The sequence below is a fragment of the Endozoicomonas sp. genome, from assembly GCF_031844845.1.
Classification (GTDB): domain Bacteria; phylum Pseudomonadota; class Gammaproteobacteria; order Pseudomonadales; family Endozoicomonadaceae; genus Endozoicomonas.
The window spans coordinates 1-20,171 of record NZ_JAVRMB020000177.1 but is presented as its reverse complement, the minus strand read 5'-3'; the positions used below and the strand labels follow the sequence as shown (position 1 = coordinate 20,171).

The window sequence follows — 20,171 nt, the reverse complement described above, 5'->3', positions numbered from 1 at the left end:
GGCATGATCGGTATGGCCGTGGGTAATAATGATGGTATGAATCGGTTTATCACTGACACTGCGAATGGCTTTGATCAATGCTGGTCCGGCAGGTGCCATACCGGTATCAATCACCACCAGCCCCTCATCGGTTTCCAGCAGGATGGAATTAACAATGGGCATATGGATGATCCACATCCGCTCACCCACCGGGGTAATGGTGGTCATTTCCAGGGCATCATCAATGGCTGGCTGAAAGTCTTTACCAAAAATATGCTGGCCAATATTTTTTGAGAAATTACCACCAAACCCGCCGCCAACCATGACACGCTGAATCAGTTCCGGATTTTCAATCAATACCCGCTCACGAATATCGCCGCTAAACTGATCAGCTACTGTACTTAATGCGGACTGTTTCACGACACTGGCACTGCTTCGAACCTGATCACCCAGCTCTGTATCACTGAGCATCACTCCCACACCAGTAAACACCAGCGCCGTTGCTGCATAACCAATCAGGCTTTTTATTTTTGCCATTTTATTACCACTGTTTTTATTGTTTGATCAGCTCGTTAATCTCGAGTGATTAAAACCAGAGAAGCACACACCATCATCGTCTGATAAGACTACTGCAGGAAAGCATTAGAACCCATACCGACACATTGTCGTCATCCCCGCGAAGGAGGTTGTCGCAAAACCTTCCGGAAATCTCGTTCCCATGCTTTTAGGCCCTGTGGGTCCTGCGTGGGAATGCATACCGTACTCGCCACAAGTGAATAACCAGCCTGAAACCCCCACAGATTCGGCAAGGAGAGGTTTCTCCACATGCGGCCAGATCCGTATGCATTCCCACGCAGAGCATGGGAACGAGAGTTTTGCAACAGTCTCGAAGGCGGGGATCCACTGCTCGAGATAGACTCCCACTCTCGAGATGGATTCCCGCCTTCACGGGAAAGACTGTGGTATGGGTATCAGCGCCTAGCGGCACTACGGATATAATAAAACCGGCATACGCCGGCTTTATTATTAAGGACAAAAACCTGCTTTATACAGAGGTAGCGGGGGTCGCACTATTAACATTCTTCCCCTTTGCCTTGCTGCCCACCAGTAAAAGTCTGGCAAGAGCAGGTAACAGCCAGATCGCACCAATCATGTTCCAGACAAACATAAAGGTCAGCAGAATCCCCATATCCGCCTGGAATTTAAGCGGTGAGAAGATCCAGGTGCCTACCCCGATCGCCAGCGTCACACCGGTAAAGGTTACCGCCTTACCGGTAATCTTCAGCGTTGAGTAATAGGCTTCTTCCAGAGACATACCCTGCCTCATGAAACTTTCAAGGCGACTGTAGATGTATATTCCATAGTCCACACCGATACCAACGCCCAGGGCAATAACCGGTAATGTCGCCACCTTAACCCCAATTCCCAGGTAAGACATCAATGCCTGACAGAGAACAGAGGTGAGTCCCAGCGGGATAATGATACAGAGAACGGCTTTAACCGAACGGAAAGTGATAAGACAGAGAATACTCACCACCGCGTATACCCAGAACAACATCTTATTCTGTGCCTGGGCAATGACTTCATTCGTGGCCGCTTCTACCCCGGAGTTACCGCTGGCTAATACAAACTGGAAGTCTTCCGTATTATTAATGGCAGCAAACTCTTGAGTAGCGTTAACCACACGTTCCAGGGTTTCTGCTTTGTGATCATCAAGGTAGAGAATAACGGGTGCACTGGAGCAGTTGGTATTAAACAGTCCTGCAGCACTGGCCACTGAACTGTTCAGCACATAAGGATTACGAGAGAGGCTCTGCCACTTCATACTCCCTTCATTCAACCCTTTGATAACCTGCTTGGAAACCGTTACCAGGGAGAGTGCAGACTGAACACCGGGAACATTCTCCATATGCCACATATATCGATCGATGGCGTCCATCACCGGGTAGCTGGTACAACCTTCAGGCTGAGTTTCCAGAAAAGTGATAAACAGATCAGCACTGGTGGAATAGTTGCTGTTGATAAACAGATTATCCAGGTTATAACGAGAATCCGGATGAAACTCCGGAGCGCCTGGATCAAGGTCACCAATTTTAAGGTCAGTGGCCTTATAAGCACCCGCAGCAAAGGCCAACAGTGCAATAAGGAGAGATACCGGCATCACTTTTGGACTGGCCAGTTTAGCCACCACTCGCCAGACCTTTGCCTCTTCCTGCTGACTTTTTTTCGCATGTTCTACTGAGTGTTTGCTGACTTTAATAAACGACATCAACACTGGTAACAAGACAAAGTTGGTCAGAATAATGGTCGCAACACCCACACTGGCGGTAATCGCCAGATCCTGAATAACCTGGATATCAATGACGAGAAGGGTCAGGAAGCCGATGGCATCAGAAATCAGCGCCACCATTCCTGGAATATAAAGTGTACGGAAAGTCCGGCGTGTTGCCGTCAGTGAATCAGCACCCTGCGCAGTTTCAACGCTGATACTGTTAATAATCTGAACACCGTGACTCACACCAATGGCAAATACCAGGAAAGGAACCAGCACCGAGTAAAGGTCAAGACCATATCCGAGCGTGGCCAACAGGCCCATCTGCCATATAACAGCAGTCACTGAAGTCAGCAACGGTATGATGGTACTTTTCCAACAGCGGGAATAGAGGAACAGCAACAGACTGGTAACACCGATGGCGATGATAAAGAACCAGATAATGGCTTTAACACCCTCAAACAGATCACCAAAGACCTTGGCAATACCGGTAATATGCAGATCAACACCCTTTTCTGCGTATTTGCTACGAAGCTCTTCAAGCTGATCAGAAAGGGTTTGGTAATCCAGGTTTTCACCGGTTTCCGGATTTTTCTCAAACAATGGCGCACTGACAATACTTGAACGGAAGTCGTTGGCAACGATCTGCCCCACCTGTCCGGATTTCAGAATATTTTCCCTGAGCAAATCAAGGCTGGCCTGACTTTCGTCATAATATTCAGGAATCACCGGACCACCGGCAAAGCCTTCTTCCGTCACCTCAATCCAACGAACCTTAGGCGTCCAGATGGACTTCATATTGGCCCGATCAACACCCGGAAGGTAAAAAACATCATCATTAATCTGCTTGAGCAGTTCCATATACTCAGCAGAGAAAATATCACCGTCCCGAGCGGAAACGGCTATCCGGATGGTATTACCGGAGCTACCACCATCCTCCATATGACGAATCATATTCTGGATAAAAGGGTGTTGCAGCGGCACCATCTTCTGGAAACTGGCATCCACCTTTAATCCAGTGACCAGCTTAAAGGTAAGAAATAGCGAAACCAACAGAAAAAACAAACAAACCCGCAGACGATTATTGAAAATCATCCGCTCCATAATCGGTTCACTGCCTTGATACGATGAGTGATTTAAAGACGACATAACTGGCTGCCCCGGATTCTTTTTAATTGTTCTTCTAATTCCTCGCTCCCACGCTCCGCGTGGTAGCGCTGCATCTTACGACAATCACATTGCAGATAGCTTGTTGGGGCTCGCATTCGCTCGACCCAACCTGCGTCACTTCAATACATTGCCTTCTATGGTCATCCGGTAGGCGCCACCCTGACCAACAACCACTATAAATCCATCACTACTGGGGGCGAGTGCACTCAGCGTCATACGATCAGGCCGATGTGAAACCGATAGACCCGCTCTTTCACTTGAAGGCAAACCCGCCTCATAACCCGAGCCAGTTAACACGGCTCCGGAGTTACCCACCAGGGCAATACTGCCATCAATCAGTTTTGCAGAACCAAAGAGCGTCTGTTCCGTACCAGAGCTAAGCGGCTGCCAGGTCTCCCCCAGATCCTGACTCTGATAAATATTCCCTCTCAGTCCATGTACCAGAACCCGGCCATTATCACCACTCACACCAAACCATGAACCTTCATAAGGACTACTCAGGGTTGTCCAGGTTTGACCAGAATCGGTGGAACGATAGAGAATTCCTGCTTCACCAGCCAGAAAGAGATTACCCTGACCATCGTCGTTAATAGCGTTGTAGTGGAACTCATCGTCATTGGCGATGCGGTCATCAATAAAGTCCCAGCTTTGCCCACCATCAACGGTTTCAATGATGTAGCCGTAGGCTCCCACGGCAAAGCCATGAAGGTTATCTTTGAACCAGACATCCAGAAGGGGAACCGTCGCCTCACGATCAACGTAGACCTGCTGCCAGGTTTCTCCACCATCTTCAGTCTTTAGAACAATGGCATCATGACCTACGGCATACCCCACCTTTTCAGAGGGAAATTGAACGGCTGTCAGCATTTGTATGGTCGGTACACTGGCCTGCTGCCAGCTAACCCCATGATCATCGGAAAAAATAATATGGCCGCGCTCTCCAACAGAAACCAGTCTTACGCCACCATCAGTACGAGTGACATCAAGCAGCAGGCTGTTTGCAGCCTTCTGCGATTTGATCGCGGGACGGTCAAGAGAAGAATCTGAAGAGGAAGCCTGCACTGATCCGGCGGAAAGGATTGCAACGGAAAGTACCGCGCCAAGTACAGTATGAAATGCCGTCGACAAACGAAAAGTTTTTGCTGATTTAGTCTTTACACTGCTTTTTACCAGAGAGTCCAGAGCGACTGAACCACTCCTTTGGTGACTCCCCCTAATGCAACCAGAGGCAACAGGCATACGACTCCCCTTGTCTTAATATTCTTGTTTTTAGTGCGATGATTATAAACTTCGGTCAACTTTACCGAATAGCAAAAATAAAATTCTCATCCAAACAGACTATTGGCAGGATTTTTAACGGATACAGATCCACCACCTTGCGAATCTCCCGCTTAACACCGGGGTTATCCTAATTGCCCGACAATTCTATCCTGAATCCTGATATGTCGGGTCTCCCCATGATGGTCATAAAACGTTCCGATACAGCCGCCAACAAATATGCCAACCCGTGCTGTTATTATTGTATTTAAGCCAAAATATTTACCAACTGCATACCCTGCCATACCGCCTGCACCAGCGTACATAGTAATGGTGTTGGGATCAAAAAACCGTTGATTTTGCTTGAGACCGATAAACTGCATAAAAATCAGAACATTAATTAGTCATAAATAATTCAATAAAAACCAATCCATGATTTTTGACTCAACTTTAGAGTTTTCCAAATGCTAATGATTCCACAATAGAAATAAACCAATGGCTACAAGCAGCCATTGGCAGAGATGAACTATAAAGGTCAGAGGCTCTTGGTGACCACTTCATAGACATCAGAAGACAGACCAGGCGTTGCTTTAATTCTCTCCAGTGCTTTGCGCATCCGCTTACGGCAACCCGGCTCAAACTTGCGCCAGCGTGTCAGAGGCGTCATCAGTCTTGACGCTATTTGCGGGTTCTTCTTATCCAGATCCAGCAACTGGTCAGTCAGGAACTCGTAGCCCAAACCATCTGCCCGGTGAAACTGTTTCATATTGCTGGCAAAACCACCCATCACAGAGCGAATCTTATTCGGGCTGGTCGCATCAAAGACATTATGCTGCATCAGCGTCAGAATATGCTCCAGAGTCCCCAGCGATGGACTGGCAGCCTGAACGGAAAGCCATTGATCCATAACATTGGTGTCATCCTGATAGCGCTCAAGGAAATCAGCCAGAACTTCGTCAATCAGCTCTCTGTCCTGATGACCTGCATTGATAATCGAAGCCAGTGCAGCAAAGCGATCCGTCATATTGGATGCACCGTGATACTGCTGTTCAACCAGCGCCAGAGTGCTTTTATCGTCCAGACTGGTCAGGTAGGAGAGGCAGATATTTTTCAGGGTACGCTCGGCAATATCTTCTGCTTCCGGGCGATAGGGTTTACTGATACTCAATGCACGCCACAATGTTTCCAGCGCACCTTTGTGAGCATCAGCAATGGCATTTTTCACCTGCAACCGGGCCTGATGAATAAATTGCGGGTAAACCTCAACGACCTGTTCAGCCAGAGAAGCTTCCGATGGCAGTAACAGCATTTCTGCCTTTACCGCAAGATCAAGAGAGCCATCACTGATAATGGTGCCAAACGCCTTGATCAGACTTTCATCAGGACTGCATACCTTATCCTGCTCCATGGCCGCAACCATCTCGTCAATCACACCACTGGCCAGTCTCTGGCTGGCATCCCAGCGATTAAAGTGATCGCTGTCATGTTCCATCAGGAACAGCAGGTCTCCACGGGAGTATTCATATTTCACACGTACCGGCGCCGAAAAGCCCCGCAGAATAGAAGGCAGCGGCCGCTCTTCAATATTCTCAAAGGTGAAGACTTCTTTCTCCTGTTTAACATCAAGTACCCGATCCGTATCTCCGGCATTATTGAGCACAAGATCATCACCCTCACCATCCAGAAGCCCCATTCGTACAGGAATATGGAATGGCTCTTTTTCCTTCTGACCCGGTGTCGGCGGGCAGGATTGCTCAATGATCAACTGATACTGTTTTTTCTCTTCATCATAGTCATCACTGACGGTCAGTACTGGTGTACCTGCCTGACTGTACCAACGACGGAACTGAGTAAGATCACGGCCGGAAGCATCTTCCATCGCCTTGACAAAATCTTCACAGGTAACGGCCTGACCATCATGCCGTTCAAAATAAAGATCAGAACCCTTACGAAAACCCTCTGCGCCAAGAATGCCATGAATCATCCGAACCACTTCTGCACCCTTCTCATAAACAGTGACGGTGTAGAAGTTGGAAATTTCAATAAAAGACTCGGGTCTGACAGGATGAGCCATGGGGCCGGCATCTTCGGCAAACTGGGCAGTTCGCAGAACATTAACATCCTCTATCCGCTTGACACCCCGGGAGTTCATATCGGCAGAAAATTCTGAATCCCGGAAAACAGTAAAACCTTCCTTGAGGCTCAACTGAAACCAGTCCCGACAGGTCACCCGGTTACCGGACCAGTTATGAAAGTACTCGTGGGCAACAATCGCTTCAACTCGCTGGAAGCGTGCATCAGTGGCTGTTTCCGGGCTGGCCAGCACACAGGCTGAATTAAAGATATTCAACCCCTTGTTCTCCATGGCTCCCATATTGAAATGGTCAACAGCGACGATCATAAAGATGTCCAGATCATATTCACGACCATAGACTTCTTCATCCCACTTCATGGATTTTTTCAGTGAGATCATCGCATGATCACACTGATCAATATTGTGGGCTTCGGTAAAGATCCGCAGGGTTATTTCCCGACCGCTCATGGTGGTGAAATGGTCTTCAACGTGCTGTAAATCACCCGCTACCAGCGCAAATAAATAACTGGGCTTTTTAAATGGATCTTCCCAGGTCACCCAATGCCTGCCATTGTCCAGTTCGCCACGGGCAATATCATTACCATTGGAGAGTAAGACCGGATAAGCCGACTTATCCGCAATGACTTTTGTGGTAAAGCGGGACATGACATCAGGACGATCCAGGTACCAGGTGATCTTGCGAAAACCTTCCGCTTCACACTGGGTACAGAACATACCGTTGGATTTATAGAGTCCTTCCAGCGACGTGTTTTCCTGTGGCTTAATCCTGCTGACGGTTTTCAGCGAAAAACGATCCACCGGAACCTTGATGTTCAGGTAACCACCCTCAACCTGGAAATCAGAAAAAGGGGTTTCATCCAGCTCAACCGAGATAAGCTCAAGGTCATCACCCACCAGCACCAGTTCAGGAAGACTGCCTGAGGGCGTCGTTTCATGAACGTTCCGATGAATGCTTAAAACCGAGGTGACCAGCGCATGATCTTCAAACAGATCGAAGGTCAGATCGGTGTGATCGATCCAGTAGTCAGGTGTCTGGTAATCTTTCAGATAAATCGCTTTTGGTTGCGAGTCTTTCATCTTGTTCATCCCACTATTATTTTTCACCAGCGAACATTCTTCACAAGCGAACCGGTTCATCAACGCCCTTCTTAAGGAGAGGCGTTGACAGACAACGTTTTAAGGAACCGTCACACTCACCTGGTAGGCAGTATGTTTACGAATATTGACTACGCCGGTATCTAAAATCAGGTATTGCCCTTTAATCCCCTGAAGCGTGCCTTCAATCAGCGGCTGCTTATCAAACGACTGCGATGTCACTTTGGCAGGGTATTCGAGCACTGGATAATCAATATTGAGCACATTGGGCATGGCTGTTTCTCCAGACACTGCACCCGGCTCTTTATCTGAGAAGTTACCCGAAAAGTTACCCAGTAAAGGTTGTATCGCCTGAATTCCAAACTGCTCCTGCATCGCAGCAATTCGACTGGCATTCATATCCAGTAACTCCAGGGCGCTTTCCTGTAAATCCAGAGGATCAGCCGGTCCCTTCAGCATAGCTCGCCAGTTGGTCCGGTCATTAATAAATTCCTTAAAAATCACTTCCAGTAAACCAGACTGCTGTCGTGTAGACACCCGGATAAATGGCATGGCCTGAGTTGCCCCCTGGTCAATCCACCGGGTTGGAATCTGTGTTGCCCGGGTAATACCCACTTTAAGACCGGAAGAGTTTGCCAGATAGACGACATGGTCTGTCATGCAGAACTTCTCACCCCATGCAGCATCACGGCAAGTCCCCTGATCATAATGACATTTTTCAGGGCTCATTATGCAGATATCACACTGGGGCAGCTTGCGAAAACAGGGATAGCAGAACCCCTGGCTAAAACTCTTTTTGGTTTTTCTACCACAATGACAACAATGGATTTCACCCTGATATTGCAGGGACAGCTTGTGTCCCAGCAAATCGTTCAGTGGCAATAACTGGTCTCCAACAGGCAGCTGATAAGCAACCCTGTGCTTAGGGTTATTCTCAGAAACCGGCAGGAGTTCAGTTTGCATTTTACTCAGCGAACCAGTGATTGTACTTTCGGACACACTTTCTTCTGACACAATTGTACTCTTGCTTAATAATGTGGCTGTCGTTTGGGTAGTAGCTGACAAAACGACATCAGGAAGTTTCTTCCGGGATCAGTTCTTAAAACGAAGGATGGTCGCATCTTCATCAATAGAAGTGCTTGAGTTAGCAGGTGTACTGTTTGATTTACACGTTGTCGGCATAAATCCCACGCGCTGAGATTCAGGCAGGTTTTCGTGTTCATAGACAATGACCGCCTGAAGGCTGGCATCGCGCTCTTCTTCCGTAATAAGTCGGCCATCAGGCCACTTACCCAGCTCCAGAGCCAATCTCAACGCCTGATGAATTGCAGGGGTTATCTTTTCAAGAAAAGCGTCTAACTGCATTTTATAGAATCCTTTTCAATTTCTACTTCAAAATACCCGGATCTTTTTTCTTACCGGAAACCAGGGCATTTGGTTAGTAATAAGCCTTTCGTTCTTTAAACAGCAAACCGGCAAGAGCACCCAACAGGCAACCGGCAACAAGGCCACCGGTATGAGCACCATTGGCCATATTGCCAAAGCCTATACTTCCCAGCACCCCGGTATAACCAATCACCAGCCAGGCCAGCATAAAGCCATAATAAAGAGGGGGCAGTCCAAACTGCCAGCGGCGGTCAATCTTCTCCCGGATCATGCAATAGCCCATTAAACCGTAGACCACACCGGAAAAACCGCCAAAAACACTGTCATCTCCGCTCCAGAAATATTGGGAAAAATTGGAAAGAACAGCACTGAAAATAATAATGCCCAACAGGTGCAAACCACCCTGGCGCACCTCAAGCCGGCTGCCAAAAATATAAAGAGCCAGCATATTGAAGGCCAGATGAGCAAAACCGAAGTGAAGAAATATTGGACTGATCAAACGCCAGTATTGTCCTTGCTCCAACCCCATGGACAGACTGCCAAAGTAGAGATAGCCGTTAGCCACCTGAAAAGGAACAAACGAGAACCAGGCCGTAGCATCCCAGTCTGCCCCTGCCCGGGTGATCAATGCCACCACAAGACAGGCTGCGATAAACAGAAACGTGACCGGCATCCGCCGCCAGGGAATACCTTTGAGTATGCCGCCGGTATTCAGGCCTCTTCTGGGCGGGGCTGTCGGCAGATCCAGATCACCGGACTGCCACTGCTGATAAAGACTGACAACCACATGAGACTTTTCTTCATTCTCTGTCCAGATGACCTGCTTACCCGATTCTTCGGTAATTTTATGGGGAATCCCCTGTGCGTACAGAAACCAGGAAAGGTCGCTTAAATTGATATCTCCGGAGAGTTCCAGTGCCCTGTGCATAGGTTATTTATCTATCTCTGCTCAGATTTTCGTAGGTCGGTTTCCGAAAGAAGCCGACGGCTGATTATCGGCTCTCATTGAGAGCCGAACTGCGTTAACAGCGTTCTTCCTGAGAATTCCAACGCAATTTGGAACGACAGGACTCATAAAAATTATGATTCAACGGATGCAAAAGCTTCAATCGCTGAGATTTTTTATGGATGATAATTTCATCGCCGGGCGCCGACGTAATATGAATCTGGCCATCACAACTGATCTGGGGATAGATAGTATTCTCATGGCGAATCACCAGTTTCAGCTCACTATCGCCATCCACCACCAGGGGCCGGTTGGTTAACATATGGGGATACATGGGAACCAGAACAATAGCATCCAGCCTCGGGTGCATAATCGGACCACCACCAGAGAGTGCATAGGCCGTTGACCCCGTTGGAGTGGCAATAATCAACCCGTCCGCCCGCTGCTGATAGACAAACTGACCATCAATATACAGCTCAAACTCAATAATACGGGTGGATTTACCCGGGTGGAGCACCACATCATTCAGGGCATCGCCCTTGCCAATCACTTTACCATTGCGTCGCACCTGAGCTTCCAGAAGAAAGCGACTTTCAGCAAGATAGCGCCCTTCAAGTATTTCCACCAGCTGATCATCCAGTTCATCCGGCGAAATATCCGTAAGAAACCCCAAACGACCGCGATTGATGCCAATCACCGGAATATCATAGAGCGCCAGTGTCCTGGCAGCGCCCAGCATACTGCCATCACCGCCCACCACAATCACCAGGTCACACTGCTGCCCCATTTGTTCACGACTGACCATGGTCAGGGAATGACCGGGAAGCAAACTGGTCAGCAGCTCATCCAGAAGAACGGTCACGCCCCGCTTCTGCAAAAAGTCCACCAGATGCCTGAGCGTATCCTCTACCTGAACACGTCCCTGACGGCCGGTTACTCCGACTATTTTAAAATGTTCCATAAACTCAGTAATGTCATTTTAGAATGTGGGTTAGTATACGTTAATTATGAACGGATTTTTACATCAAAACACACGGCATACTCTACATCAGGCATTGCAGTGGGTACAAAGTAGTCCTCCATTATTTAATCAGATGGCAAGCCCGTTGTGCCTGAATCAAGCCTTACCTGTCGGCACAGTACCGCTTCTCCCTGATTCAGAGCAACTGGATTTACTGGCCAGCCTGGTCAAAACGAAAGGCAACCCGCTGCTCGGTATTTTTTATGAAACCATTTGGCAGTTCCTGCTGAACCAGCTGCCTGACAGTCATGTAATAGCTTCCAACCTGCAGGTCCGGGGCGAGAAAAATGGCCAGTTCGCTACTCTGGGCGAATATGACCTGCTGTACCAGTTCCGGAAGCAGTTCTTTCACCGGGAACTGGCTGTCAAATTTTATCTCGGTATTCCATATGTCAATAATGTTAGTGGCGATTCACCGTGGCGACACTGGGTAGGGCCCGGGCTAAAGGATCGGCTTGATCGTAAAATGGATCGCCTGCTTAACCATCAGATCACTCTTGGCGATACCGAACAGGGGCTGAAGGCGCTCTCAGGGCTGGGTATCGGCCCGGTCGTTGAAAAAGAAGTGCTTATCCAGGGGAGGCTGTTCTACCCACTTTACCCTCTGAAAACCGCTGAATCTCCGGCAATCCATCTGACCGATTTATTTCAATCACAAACAGATAACACGCAATGGTGCCAGCCGCCGGAACTCAGCAACCCGGATCATTTACGGGGATACTGGTTAACCCAAAACCAGTTTCTTCTAAGTACAGAACCTGTGGCTGGCGATTTAAGTTACCAGACTCCTGATAAAATCCAATGGCTGAATCGGCACCCTGCTTCAGGCTATCTCAATCAACATCAGTTGATGTATCAGCTGAAACAGCAACAACGGCCGGTTTATGTGAGGGCTATCCATCAGGAGCTGCAGGGTCAGATGCATCTGTTTATTGTACCGGATGACTGGCCGATACAAGCTGAAGCTGCAGTTTATCAAAAAATAGAACTTGATTAGGGAACCAAGTTCTATTGCAATTGTCTTAATCAAGTATCTACAACATTTGCAGGTTTCGAACTATGGCTAATCAAGGACTTTCAAGGACGCCCCCTTACTCTTCAAAAACTCCCACCGGTGGAGGGAGAGAAGAAGGGGTAAAAAAAGAGCACCCTGCTCAAAACGACGCCTCGAAACTTAACGGTTCAACAGTGTCTAGACCCAAAGCGGAGACTGTACTAAATATTCCTGAGGGGGATTCACCACCTGCAACTGCACTTAATCAAAGAACGCAAACTTCTGTACCTAGTGAAGGAGTTATTAACAAAAGCAATGCAGATACCCCCTCTGTGCAAGACTTGATAGACGGCTTTAAATCTTGTTTTTCCAAAAAAGAGCTGCCTGCTGTAAGAGAGAGTCTGGAGGACTGGCATAAACACCCATTGAAGAACGAAACATTAGATTCAATACAAACCCAATTCTTATATGACTCCCCATGTGAGAATCCAAGAGTGGCTCTTACACCAGCACCTATCCCTTCAACAGAAGAGCTAGCCAGCAAAGGAATAACCATAAATGAATGGTATGAGCAGATAAGCCAACAAAATAAAGATTTACAAACTCCATTTATTGATAGCTTTGTTAAAAGCGGCTTTCTGCAGCAAACAGAAGGCCAAGACGATAAAAAACGTTATAACTCTGTAATACTTCCGCCTGATCAGTTTGAGACATTGAAAGAATCTCTGCCCAAGCAGGAAAGCATAACAGTTTCAGAGCGAGATAAACCTGAAGAACAGTACCACGCAGAGCGAAAAAAATGGGGTTACGAATAAAACTCAACAATAAAGCACAGCGCCAGAGGCCTTGATTTTTTCTCGCTACCGAGTTCTGCGCGGTAGCGTCAGGCCACCCGTGGCTGGCACGCATTCAAAAAGAATAGGACTCCCATAGAAATACCAACACACTTCATATGGTTAAATTTATGGGTATCCAAAACCCTTTTTGATTTTCTTGTTTCTTTGCAAGCTCATAAAATTGAGATGAGAACCGAACGGCTTTAAAAACTGCGTTTGATATCCCTGTAAAAGTTTTCGTGTGATCCCACCGAAATCAGGGTCAGGGTGATGGTGCCTGCAACATACTGATAGCCGAGCAGGGCCAGCTGTTTCTCCATTTTAAATTTGTACACTCTCAGATTGCTGAGGTCACCTTTCTTCTGTTCGCCAATCAGCGGATTATCTACCACGTCTGTAATCGCCTGGTAGAGATCCTTTTTCTGGTTGGAATGCAGCTTCCTGACGGTCTTTTTGAAGCTGGAGGTCTGGAGAATTTCAGTGATCGTCGTCAAAGGTGAATTTCTCCAGTCTGCCCGCTTCGGCTTCTGCCATGCCAATCAATGACTGGCGCACGAACTCGTAGGGCAAGTCCGGGTTTTCCTCCATGATTTTGCCGATTTTTGCCCAGTGTTCTATCTGCTTGGGAACGGTTCGGTTTAGCGCCCTGGCCATAATAGAGGCTTTGTCGATCAATTCCTGATCCAGCCTGATGCTTGATGATGTTGACATTAATGTATCCCTCCTGCTGTAGCGTCACGCTCCAATTGTAGCATAACGCCACAACTACTGATGTGAGACATTTCCTAGTCCCCACGCTTTGCCTCGCTCCCACGCTCTGAAGGTGTAGCAAAAGGGTAAATTCGTAACCGTCATCCCCGCGAAGGCGGGGATCCATGGCTCTAGATAGACTCCCACTCTCGAGATGGATTCCCGCCTTCGCGGGAAAGACGGCAGTAGTATAAATCGGTATTTAAGACCTTTTACAACACCCACGCTTTTAGGCCCTGTGGGTCCTGCGTGGGAAAACATACGGAGCTGGCCGAATGTTCCGGAATACACAATGATTAATGAGATAACTGATTTAAAGCCGCTTTAGAAAGAAAATCACTTCGGTCTTTGTACTGGCTGCCATGCCTGACAATCTGATCTATATGGGAAATCAACAAATCCGACATACTGATATTAATTCGCTTTTGTACCCCAATGACCCCATCAATATCAATATCAATAAAGGCCCATTCTTTAAAGTCAGAGTATTCAGGGTCTTTACTGTAGTTCTGTTGATTTGCTTTAGCGATGGCGACGATATCAAGATCATCACACAAAGCCATTTCCTCCATCATGGAAAAAGCGGCTTCTCTGGCCATGGGTACTATTTCATCAAAGGTATCCGCAGCAGATACGGTGGTGTAATGGTCGTTGCACAGTGCCGGAATAATGATGCTGTATGCGGTGTCATCGTCTTCAGGCGTTTCTATTCCTACTCTGAATAACATAATGGTATCTCCTTTTTTATTAACAAAGGGCGGAGTTTACTCTGCCCAGTTCAGGATTTTTTGCAGTAGCCCCGAACCCACCTTTTTCTTTGGGTGGGGAATCTGCATTTTTTTACCCTGCCTGTTAATCCATATTTCATGGGAACCTTTACCCTGTCTCAAAAACTGACAGCCCCTGGCTTCGACCAGCTTTCTCAAATCTCTTGAGTTCATGGTAACTCCGCCTTAACCATGAACTTATTATACACACGCATACACACACAACAAGATTTTACGGTTAAACCTCCCTGAAATCATCGGAGAATAATTTCCCCAATTGGAGGCTTCAAAAAATACAGGCATACTATGCCGCCCTTCTAATTGGTCAAATACTCCCTCCTATGACTACCGAACAGACACTGATGGAGCGCAGCGGCGCTCAATGTGAACTCTGCAGCACAAAAGCCGACCTGAGTGTTTATCCCGTTCCACCAGAAAGCGATGCTTCCAGCCCAAACCAGTGCATCCTTATTTGCGACAACTGCCATGGGCAGATTAATCAACCGGAAATGATGGATGCCAATCATTGGCGTTGCCTTAATGACAGTATGTGGAGCCAGGTTCCAGCCATTCAGGTAATGGCATTTCGTCTGCTGAACCGACTTTCATCGGAAGACTGGGCTCAGGGTCTTTTAGATATGATGTATCTGGATGATGAAACCCGTGAGTGGGCCATCTCTGGAATGAAAAGCGAAGAGTCAGAGGCACCAACGCTGGATAGCAATGGTACCGTTTTAAGCGCAGGCGACACGGTTACTCTGATAAAAGACCTGGCCGTGAAAGGGGCTGGCTTCACCGCTAAACGAGGCACCGCTGTCCGAAACATCTCCCTGACCAGCAACCCCGAACAAATTGAAGGCCGGGTAAATGGCGTCAGAATTGTGCTATTAACTCAGTATTTGAAAAAATCTTAAGGATTGAATCCGTAATCCGCTGTCCGCTGCCCGAAAAAGCCAGTCTTATCTTTTTCGGATTACGGACAACGGACTACGGGCAACGCCTCTAACTACCTTTCAAACTGCATCAAAGGACTATAAGGCAACACATCCATTACCCGGCCATTAAGAATTTTCTGCTGAACACTTTGCCAGTAGCTGGCGGTAAACAGGTCACCGTGCAATCGGGTAAAACGTTTTCTAATATCCGTATCAGGAAACAGAAACACCGGAAACTCTTCCGGAAAAATATCACCGGGAGATACCGAATACCAGGGCTCGGCTGACAACTCCTGCTCCGGATATAATGCCTCGGGAATATTCCGGAATTTGCACTCGGTCAGATACAGAATCTCATCATAGTCATAGAAAACCACCCGTTTGTGGCGGGTTACCCCGAAATTTTTCAGCAACATATCCCCGGGAAAAATATTGGCTGCAGCCAGCTGTTTTATGGCTCGACCGTACTCATCCAGCACCGCTTCCAGAGCCTGTTCGTTGCCATCTTCAACCAGTTGCTCAACATAGATATTCATAGGTATCATCCGCCGTTCAGTATACAAATGACGAATCAATACTTTATCGCCGTATACAATCACAGTAGAAGGAGCCACCTGCTGCAGCTCTGCCAATAACGCTTCGCTGAAGCGGAAACGAGGCAGTATCAGGTTGGAATACTCTTGAGTATCCGCCATCCGACCTACCCGGTCATGGGTTTTAACCAGATAGTAACGATCCTTGACCATGGCCTTGCTGATATCTTTTGGCGGTGCAAAACGATCCTTAATGATCTTGAATACCATGTCCAGAGAAGGCAGTGTGAATACCGACATCACCATTCCCTTCACCCCCGGCGCAATCACAAACTGGTCTGAAGAGTTTTGCAGATGCTGGAGAAAGCCCCGGTAGAAAACACTCTTTCCATGCTTGAAGAAACCAATGGAGTTATACAACTCAGCACGTTTTTTTTCAGGCATCAGCGTCTGCAGGAACTCAATACACTCCGAGGGAATCCGGGCATCCACCAGAAAGTAAGAGCGGGTAAAACTGAACAAGACACTGACGTTGTCGTTTTTGCAGAGTAACGCATCAACATAAAGCCCATCCTGTTCATTATTCAACACCGCCAGCACAAACGGTTGTAGCTCATCCCCTGCCACCAGCCTGCCCACCAGGTAGGCGGCTTTATTTCGATAAAAGACCCATTTGAGGACATCAACCCGGACATTTTTCCGATTCACCCATTCTGGCCGTGAATTCTGTAAAGAGTGGATAATGTTGCGAATATCTCTGCGACGATATTCCCAGGGCAGCTCAAACTGAAAATCATCAAGAAGCTGACCAATCAGGCGAACCAATCCCTGCTCCTGATGGTAAGAGCGATAAATGCCTTTGGCACTTTGCACCCTGAAGCCATCAAACTCCGATTGAATAAAGCAATGGCGGGGGTTAACGGCCTCCCCTCTGAACACCTGACGATATATGGAGTTATAGAAGGTTTCTGCCAGTTCCGGGTCAGTACGATAGGAAATCAGATCAAGATAATCGTCACGCACCTCCTGCCAGCCAGCACTATTACTCAACCAGACTTCTTCAACCTGAGAGGCCAGTGTTGCCATCACTTCCGTGACCGCGACGTGATAAAGATTGATGCGTTCCGAAGCAGAATTTTGTGCAACACTCCAGTCAGCCTTCAAAAAATGCTCACGAGCGCCCAGTGTGATGTCAGTAAAGCGCGTTCGATAGTCACTGAACCCTTCAAGAATAATTCTGGCAATCTGTCGGGCTATAGAAGTATTCATTACTGCACCATTGTTGTTTTACTTATATTCGTTCAATTTAATCTTTTCATACCCCGCCGCCCTTGCAGCCCGCCGGTATGAACCATCAGGATACGTTTCTCCCGACATAGCCCGGCAGACTTCAAACTCTCGACGAGCGAGTGCTTTATGGCAAACATCACTTTGCCTGTATAGACAGGATCCAAAGCAACTGCGGTTTTATCCTCAAATGCCTTGATAAAAGTGAGCAACTCATTTGTTGTACGAGCGTACCCGCCATGATGATAGTCCGTCAATAATGACCAGTTATTCAATGGCTGGCCAATATGCTGATGAATATCATGTCGAAGAAAGTCAGCCCCTTTAAGTACAGCAACGCCTTTTACCTGAGTACCCGGCAGCTCATCTGAAGCTGCCAGCGATATCCCCGCCAGGGTGGCACCCGTTCCACAGGCCAGCCATATCTCATCATACTGCCCCGGGGCAATACCTCCCGCAGCCAGAATCTCCCGGCATCCCAAAACACCAGACGGGTTACTGCCACCTTCCGGTACAAGGTGAACTTCATTTTCCGACAAGCCTGATTGAGACAATAAGTGAGCGAGAAAGAGAGGTTCATGTTTTCGGCGGTAATCACTCCGTGAGAGATAGTGCAATTGCATTCCCCAATTGACCGCATCTGCCAACGTCGCTGAAAGCAGTTCAACCGGCTCTCCCCTAATCACACCGATGGTTGACAGACCAAAACGATGACCCGCTGCTGCCAGCGCATGGATATGATTTGACCAGGCGCCGCCAAAACTGAGAACGATGGATTTACCCTGTTTCTTAGCCAGAAGCAGGTTATGTTTCAGCTTGTACCATTTATTACCGCTGATTTCAGGATCAAGCTGATCCAACCGGAGGATATCCAGGGAAACACCCGCACGGTTTAACCATTCTGTCGCAACCGGTTGCACAGGAACCGGTTTATCCAGCGTATCAATAGATTCGAATACCATACTTCAATAACTGCCCGGGAAGATAAACATCCAGCTGTTTCACCTGCTCATCCTCCAGGGTGATAACCGCAAGCTCATGCTTACGGTACAGGTCGAGTTTTTCCAGCTTCGCCTGATAATACCGGGTATCACTGGAATGCCCTAAATACTCAAGATAAACATGACCGGTGGGCAGATAAAACTCCCCATAAATATTGTCATCTATCGGGAGTCGACGCTCGTAGGCATGGGAAATGCCCGCCAGATAGAGCCAGTTATCGATCAGCAGCTCTGTTTTAGAGCGCACCAGGTGACCATCGGCACAGCGAAGCCTGGCAGGAAAGTCAGCCCGATAATGGTTAATGGGATCATCAGCCTGCAAATCCAGACCAATGGCATGAGAAAGATCCGCCTTTATCTCTTTGATGGATGAGCGCACAACAGGCTGATCCAACACGGTCTCGGGCCAGCAAACCCAATAGCGGGGGCTCTGGTTTTCCCGCTGCTCGCCACCGGATCGAATACCTGTCGCTGTGACTTTCCAGCCTGATTCATTGTGCTTAATCCAGCCCAGCTCGGCAAATATCAGATTAATCTGCCGGGCAGAAACACCCACTCGCTCAGCAAGACTGGTCGCTGTCAGATGACCATCAGCGCTCACTTTCCCGGGGGCAATCTCTTTACCAATCCTCTCCACCTCAGGCCAGACAATATAGGTTCCATATTTGACATGAGTCGTATATTCCCCACCCTCATCCCCACCCTTTCGGGTCAATATCCAGCTATCATTCCCACGTTCAATCCAACCCGCCTGCTCCATCTTTTTGAACAGTTCGCTAACAGGAACCTCCAAAGACCGAGCCAGGGCACTGGTGGAGAGTTTATTTTTTACGGAATTAGACATAACAGGCGCCTTCAGCAATCTTTCTGAAAATTTACTGAAGGTGCCAGAAGAAAAAAAGAGAAATCATCAAAAAAGAATAACTCTCTTGGTCTTTCTCTGTGTCCTCAGCGCCTCTGTGGTGAAAGAGGAAGTTATTTCGGGGCAGCTCCTATTGGCAAAATGTGGAAATTATTTCAGGACAATTCCTTAGCGGGATGATGATGATGTCTGCAGCAACGGCTTCCACGACGGCTGGCACAGCGGTTGCCTCTAACGTATTTGAGCCCGTTATTATTGCCCTGGGGATTCCTTCTCCGGGTGCGGCAGCGATGATGCATGCCGGACCAACGGTGCTGGATCACATGCCCCATGCCAGCTTCTTCCATGCCACCGGAGGCTGTGTCGGCATGAGTATCAGTGAGCGCCTGAAAGCCCTCCCGAGGGAAACCCTGATTGGCTTCTCCATGGCGGCCACTTCCACTCTGATCTATGGCATTCTGCAATTCTGAGGGAACAGACTATGAAAATTGTTATTGCACCAGACTCGTTCAAAGAATGCCTTACTGCTGCCCGGGTGGCGCAGGCTATTGAAACCGGACTCACGCAGGTCTTGCCCGATGCAGAGTGCGTAAAGATTCCTGTTGCCGATGGTGGTGAAGGCACACTCCAGTCACTGATTGATGCCACAGAAGGCAGGCTGATTGACGCAACGGTAGCCGGCCCGAGGGGCGAGCCGGTATCTGCCTGTTTTGGCCTGCTGGGCGATGGTGAAACAGCGGTTATTGAAATGGCGAGAGCTTCCGGTATCGAGCTGGTATCTGCTGAGCTGCGCAACCCGCTGATCAGTACTACGAAAGGTACCGGAGAATTGATTCTCAGCGCACTGGACCATGGCATTAAACGAATGATCGTGGGTATTGGTGGCAGTGCCACCAATGATGGTGGTGCCGGTATGATGCAGGCACTGGGTGTGAGGCTTCTGGACCGTGAAGGCAACGAGCTGCCTTATGGTGGAGCAGCGCTG

21 protein-coding genes are annotated in these 20,171 nt (G+C 48.1%); 5 read left to right on the top strand and 16 right to left on the bottom strand.

Features of this window, described 5'->3' with window-relative positions; genetic code table 11:
• The 9 genes from RM811_RS09285 to RM811_RS09245 all read right to left on the bottom strand — a co-directional run.
• A partial coding sequence (locus RM811_RS09285; RefSeq protein WP_402523250.1) for an MBL fold metallo-hydrolase occupies positions 1–516 on the bottom strand: 516 nt, incomplete at its 3' end.
• 508 nt (positions 517–1,024) lie between these two features.
• Positions 1,025–3,400: an RND family transporter gene (locus tag RM811_RS09280; protein WP_402523248.1), complete on the bottom strand. Its 2,376-nt coding sequence runs from the start codon at positions 3,398–3,400 to the stop codon at positions 1,025–1,027.
• Positions 3,401–3,535: 135 nt separating this feature from the next.
• Positions 3,536–4,660 carry a WD40/YVTN/BNR-like repeat-containing protein gene (locus RM811_RS09275; protein ID WP_402523246.1) on the bottom strand — a complete coding sequence of 375 codons (1,125 nt, stop codon included), beginning with the start codon at positions 4,658–4,660 and terminating at the stop codon, positions 3,536–3,538.
• Positions 4,661–4,824: 164 nt separating this feature from the next.
• Positions 4,825–5,061: a hypothetical protein gene (locus RM811_RS09270; protein WP_402523243.1), complete on the bottom strand. Its 237-nt coding sequence runs from the start codon at positions 5,059–5,061 to the stop codon at positions 4,825–4,827.
• 152 nt (positions 5,062–5,213) lie between these two features.
• Positions 5,214–7,850, bottom strand: a complete 2,637-nt coding sequence (gene pepN / locus RM811_RS09265) for an aminopeptidase N (protein WP_402523252.1) — start codon at positions 7,848–7,850, stop codon at positions 5,214–5,216.
• Positions 7,851–7,949: 99 nt separating this feature from the next.
• Positions 7,950–8,831 carry a DUF2797 domain-containing protein gene (locus RM811_RS09260; protein WP_402523241.1) on the bottom strand — a complete coding sequence of 294 codons (882 nt, stop codon included), beginning with the start codon at positions 8,829–8,831 and terminating at the stop codon, positions 7,950–7,952.
• 129 nt (positions 8,832–8,960) lie between these two features.
• Entirely contained in the window at positions 8,961–9,233 is a 273-nt protein-coding gene (locus tag RM811_RS09255) for a YeaC family protein (protein WP_402523239.1), read from the bottom strand.
• 73 nt (positions 9,234–9,306) lie between these two features.
• Positions 9,307–10,182: a rhomboid family intramembrane serine protease gene (locus tag RM811_RS09250; RefSeq protein ID WP_402523236.1), complete on the bottom strand. Its 876-nt coding sequence runs from the start codon at positions 10,180–10,182 to the stop codon at positions 9,307–9,309.
• A 94-nt stretch (positions 10,183–10,276) separates the two neighbouring features.
• A complete protein-coding gene (locus RM811_RS09245; protein ID WP_402523234.1) occupies positions 10,277–11,161 on the bottom strand; it encodes an NAD(+) kinase in 885 nt (294 codons plus the stop codon).
• Between the two features lie 46 nt (positions 11,162–11,207).
• Between RM811_RS09245 and RM811_RS09240 the strand changes: the two genes are divergently transcribed.
• Positions 11,208–12,218, top strand: a complete 1,011-nt coding sequence (locus tag RM811_RS09240) for a DUF1853 family protein (RefSeq protein WP_402523232.1) — start codon at positions 11,208–11,210, stop codon at positions 12,216–12,218.
• 62 nt (positions 12,219–12,280) lie between these two features.
• Positions 12,281–13,030 (top strand): hypothetical protein, encoded by a 750-nt coding sequence (locus tag RM811_RS09235; protein ID WP_402523229.1) that lies wholly within the window; start codon positions 12,281–12,283, stop codon positions 13,028–13,030.
• A 224-nt stretch (positions 13,031–13,254) separates the two neighbouring features.
• On the opposite strand, the gene RM811_RS09230 is transcribed toward RM811_RS09235, so the two are convergent.
• From RM811_RS09230 to RM811_RS09215, 4 genes are all read right to left on the bottom strand, one after another.
• Positions 13,255–13,545, bottom strand: a complete 291-nt coding sequence (locus RM811_RS09230; protein WP_402523226.1) for a type II toxin-antitoxin system RelE/ParE family toxin — start codon at positions 13,543–13,545, stop codon at positions 13,255–13,257.
• The gene (locus tag RM811_RS09225) at positions 13,529–13,762 is read right to left on the bottom strand and encodes a TA system antitoxin ParD family protein (RefSeq protein ID WP_402523223.1); all 234 of its coding nucleotides are present in this window, start codon (positions 13,760–13,762) and stop codon (positions 13,529–13,531) included. Before RM811_RS09225 ends, RM811_RS09230 begins: the two co-directional genes overlap by 17 nt.
• Before the next feature lie 335 nt (positions 13,763–14,097).
• Positions 14,098–14,529, bottom strand: coding sequence for a type II toxin-antitoxin system HicB family antitoxin (locus tag RM811_RS09220; RefSeq protein ID WP_402523221.1), 432 nt, complete (start codon positions 14,527–14,529; stop codon positions 14,098–14,100).
• Between the two features lie 36 nt (positions 14,530–14,565).
• On the bottom strand, positions 14,566–14,742 hold the full coding sequence (locus RM811_RS09215; RefSeq protein WP_402523219.1) for a type II toxin-antitoxin system HicA family toxin: 177 nt from the start codon (positions 14,740–14,742) through the stop codon (positions 14,566–14,568).
• A gap of 167 nt (positions 14,743–14,909) precedes the next feature.
• Here RM811_RS09215 and RM811_RS09210 point away from each other — a divergent pair, with 167 nt between their 5' ends.
• On the top strand, positions 14,910–15,482 hold the full coding sequence (locus tag RM811_RS09210) for a PhnA domain-containing protein (protein WP_402523217.1): 573 nt from the start codon (positions 14,910–14,912) through the stop codon (positions 15,480–15,482).
• A 92-nt stretch (positions 15,483–15,574) separates the two neighbouring features.
• On the opposite strand, the gene aceK is transcribed toward RM811_RS09210, so the two are convergent.
• The 3 genes from aceK to RM811_RS09195 are packed head-to-tail and all read right to left on the bottom strand — an operon-like array spanning position 15,575 to position 19,168.
• A complete protein-coding gene (aceK, locus tag RM811_RS09205; RefSeq protein ID WP_402523214.1) occupies positions 15,575–17,305 on the bottom strand; it encodes a bifunctional isocitrate dehydrogenase kinase/phosphatase in 1,731 nt (576 codons plus the stop codon).
• A gap of 32 nt (positions 17,306–17,337) precedes the next feature.
• A complete protein-coding gene (locus tag RM811_RS09200) occupies positions 17,338–18,285 on the bottom strand; it encodes a 1-aminocyclopropane-1-carboxylate deaminase/D-cysteine desulfhydrase (RefSeq protein ID WP_402523211.1) in 948 nt (315 codons plus the stop codon).
• On the bottom strand, positions 18,266–19,168 hold the full coding sequence (locus tag RM811_RS09195) for a hypothetical protein (RefSeq protein WP_402523209.1): 903 nt from the start codon (positions 19,166–19,168) through the stop codon (positions 18,266–18,268). The genes RM811_RS09200 and RM811_RS09195 overlap by 20 nt, the downstream gene beginning before the upstream one ends.
• Before the next feature lie 194 nt (positions 19,169–19,362).
• On the opposite strand from RM811_RS09195, the gene RM811_RS09190 reads away from it, so the two are divergent.
• Positions 19,363–19,656 carry a hypothetical protein gene (locus tag RM811_RS09190; RefSeq protein WP_402523207.1) on the top strand — a complete coding sequence of 98 codons (294 nt, stop codon included), beginning with the start codon at positions 19,363–19,365 and terminating at the stop codon, positions 19,654–19,656.
• Positions 19,657–19,667: 11 nt separating this feature from the next.
• Positions 19,668–20,171 (top strand): glycerate kinase (locus tag RM811_RS09185; RefSeq protein ID WP_402523204.1); only part of this gene is annotated, 504 nt, incomplete at its 3' end.

What these genes read in the sequence shown, in the direction of transcription:
- RM811_RS09280 (WP_402523248.1), bottom strand. Translation starts at nt 3,400, where the DNA reads ATGTCGTCTTTAAATCACTCATCGTATCAAGGCAGTGAACCGATTATG.
- RM811_RS09275 (WP_402523246.1), bottom strand. Translation starts at nt 4,660, where the DNA reads ATGCCTGTTGCCTCTGGTTGCATTAGGGGGAGTCACCAAAGGAGTGGT.
- RM811_RS09270 (WP_402523243.1), bottom strand. Translation starts at nt 5,061, where the DNA reads ATGCAGTTTATCGGTCTCAAGCAAAATCAACGGTTTTTTGATCCCAAC.
- pepN (WP_402523252.1), bottom strand. Translation starts at nt 7,850, where the DNA reads ATGAAAGACTCGCAACCAAAAGCGATTTATCTGAAAGATTACCAGACA.
- RM811_RS09260 (WP_402523241.1), bottom strand. Translation starts at nt 8,831, where the DNA reads ATGCAAACTGAACTCCTGCCGGTTTCTGAGAATAACCCTAAGCACAGG.
- RM811_RS09255 (WP_402523239.1), bottom strand. Translation starts at nt 9,233, where the DNA reads ATGCAGTTAGACGCTTTTCTTGAAAAGATAACCCCTGCAATTCATCAG.
- RM811_RS09250 (WP_402523236.1), bottom strand. Translation starts at nt 10,182, where the DNA reads ATGCACAGGGCACTGGAACTCTCCGGAGATATCAATTTAAGCGACCTT.
- RM811_RS09245 (WP_402523234.1), bottom strand. Translation starts at nt 11,161, where the DNA reads ATGGAACATTTTAAAATAGTCGGAGTAACCGGCCGTCAGGGACGTGTT.
- RM811_RS09240 (WP_402523232.1), top strand. Translation starts at nt 11,208, where the DNA reads ATGAACGGATTTTTACATCAAAACACACGGCATACTCTACATCAGGCA.
- RM811_RS09235 (WP_402523229.1), top strand. Translation starts at nt 12,281, where the DNA reads ATGGCTAATCAAGGACTTTCAAGGACGCCCCCTTACTCTTCAAAAACT.
- RM811_RS09225 (WP_402523223.1), bottom strand. Translation starts at nt 13,762, where the DNA reads ATGTCAACATCATCAAGCATCAGGCTGGATCAGGAATTGATCGACAAA.
- RM811_RS09220 (WP_402523221.1), bottom strand. Translation starts at nt 14,529, where the DNA reads ATGTTATTCAGAGTAGGAATAGAAACGCCTGAAGACGATGACACCGCA.
- RM811_RS09215 (WP_402523219.1), bottom strand. Translation starts at nt 14,742, where the DNA reads ATGAACTCAAGAGATTTGAGAAAGCTGGTCGAAGCCAGGGGCTGTCAG.
- RM811_RS09210 (WP_402523217.1), top strand. Translation starts at nt 14,910, where the DNA reads ATGACTACCGAACAGACACTGATGGAGCGCAGCGGCGCTCAATGTGAA.
- aceK (WP_402523214.1), bottom strand. Translation starts at nt 17,305, where the DNA reads ATGAATACTTCTATAGCCCGACAGATTGCCAGAATTATTCTTGAAGGG.
- RM811_RS09200 (WP_402523211.1), bottom strand. Translation starts at nt 18,285, where the DNA reads ATGGTATTCGAATCTATTGATACGCTGGATAAACCGGTTCCTGTGCAA.
- RM811_RS09195 (WP_402523209.1), bottom strand. Translation starts at nt 19,168, where the DNA reads ATGTCTAATTCCGTAAAAAATAAACTCTCCACCAGTGCCCTGGCTCGG.
- RM811_RS09190 (WP_402523207.1), top strand. Translation starts at nt 19,363, where the DNA reads ATGATGATGATGTCTGCAGCAACGGCTTCCACGACGGCTGGCACAGCG.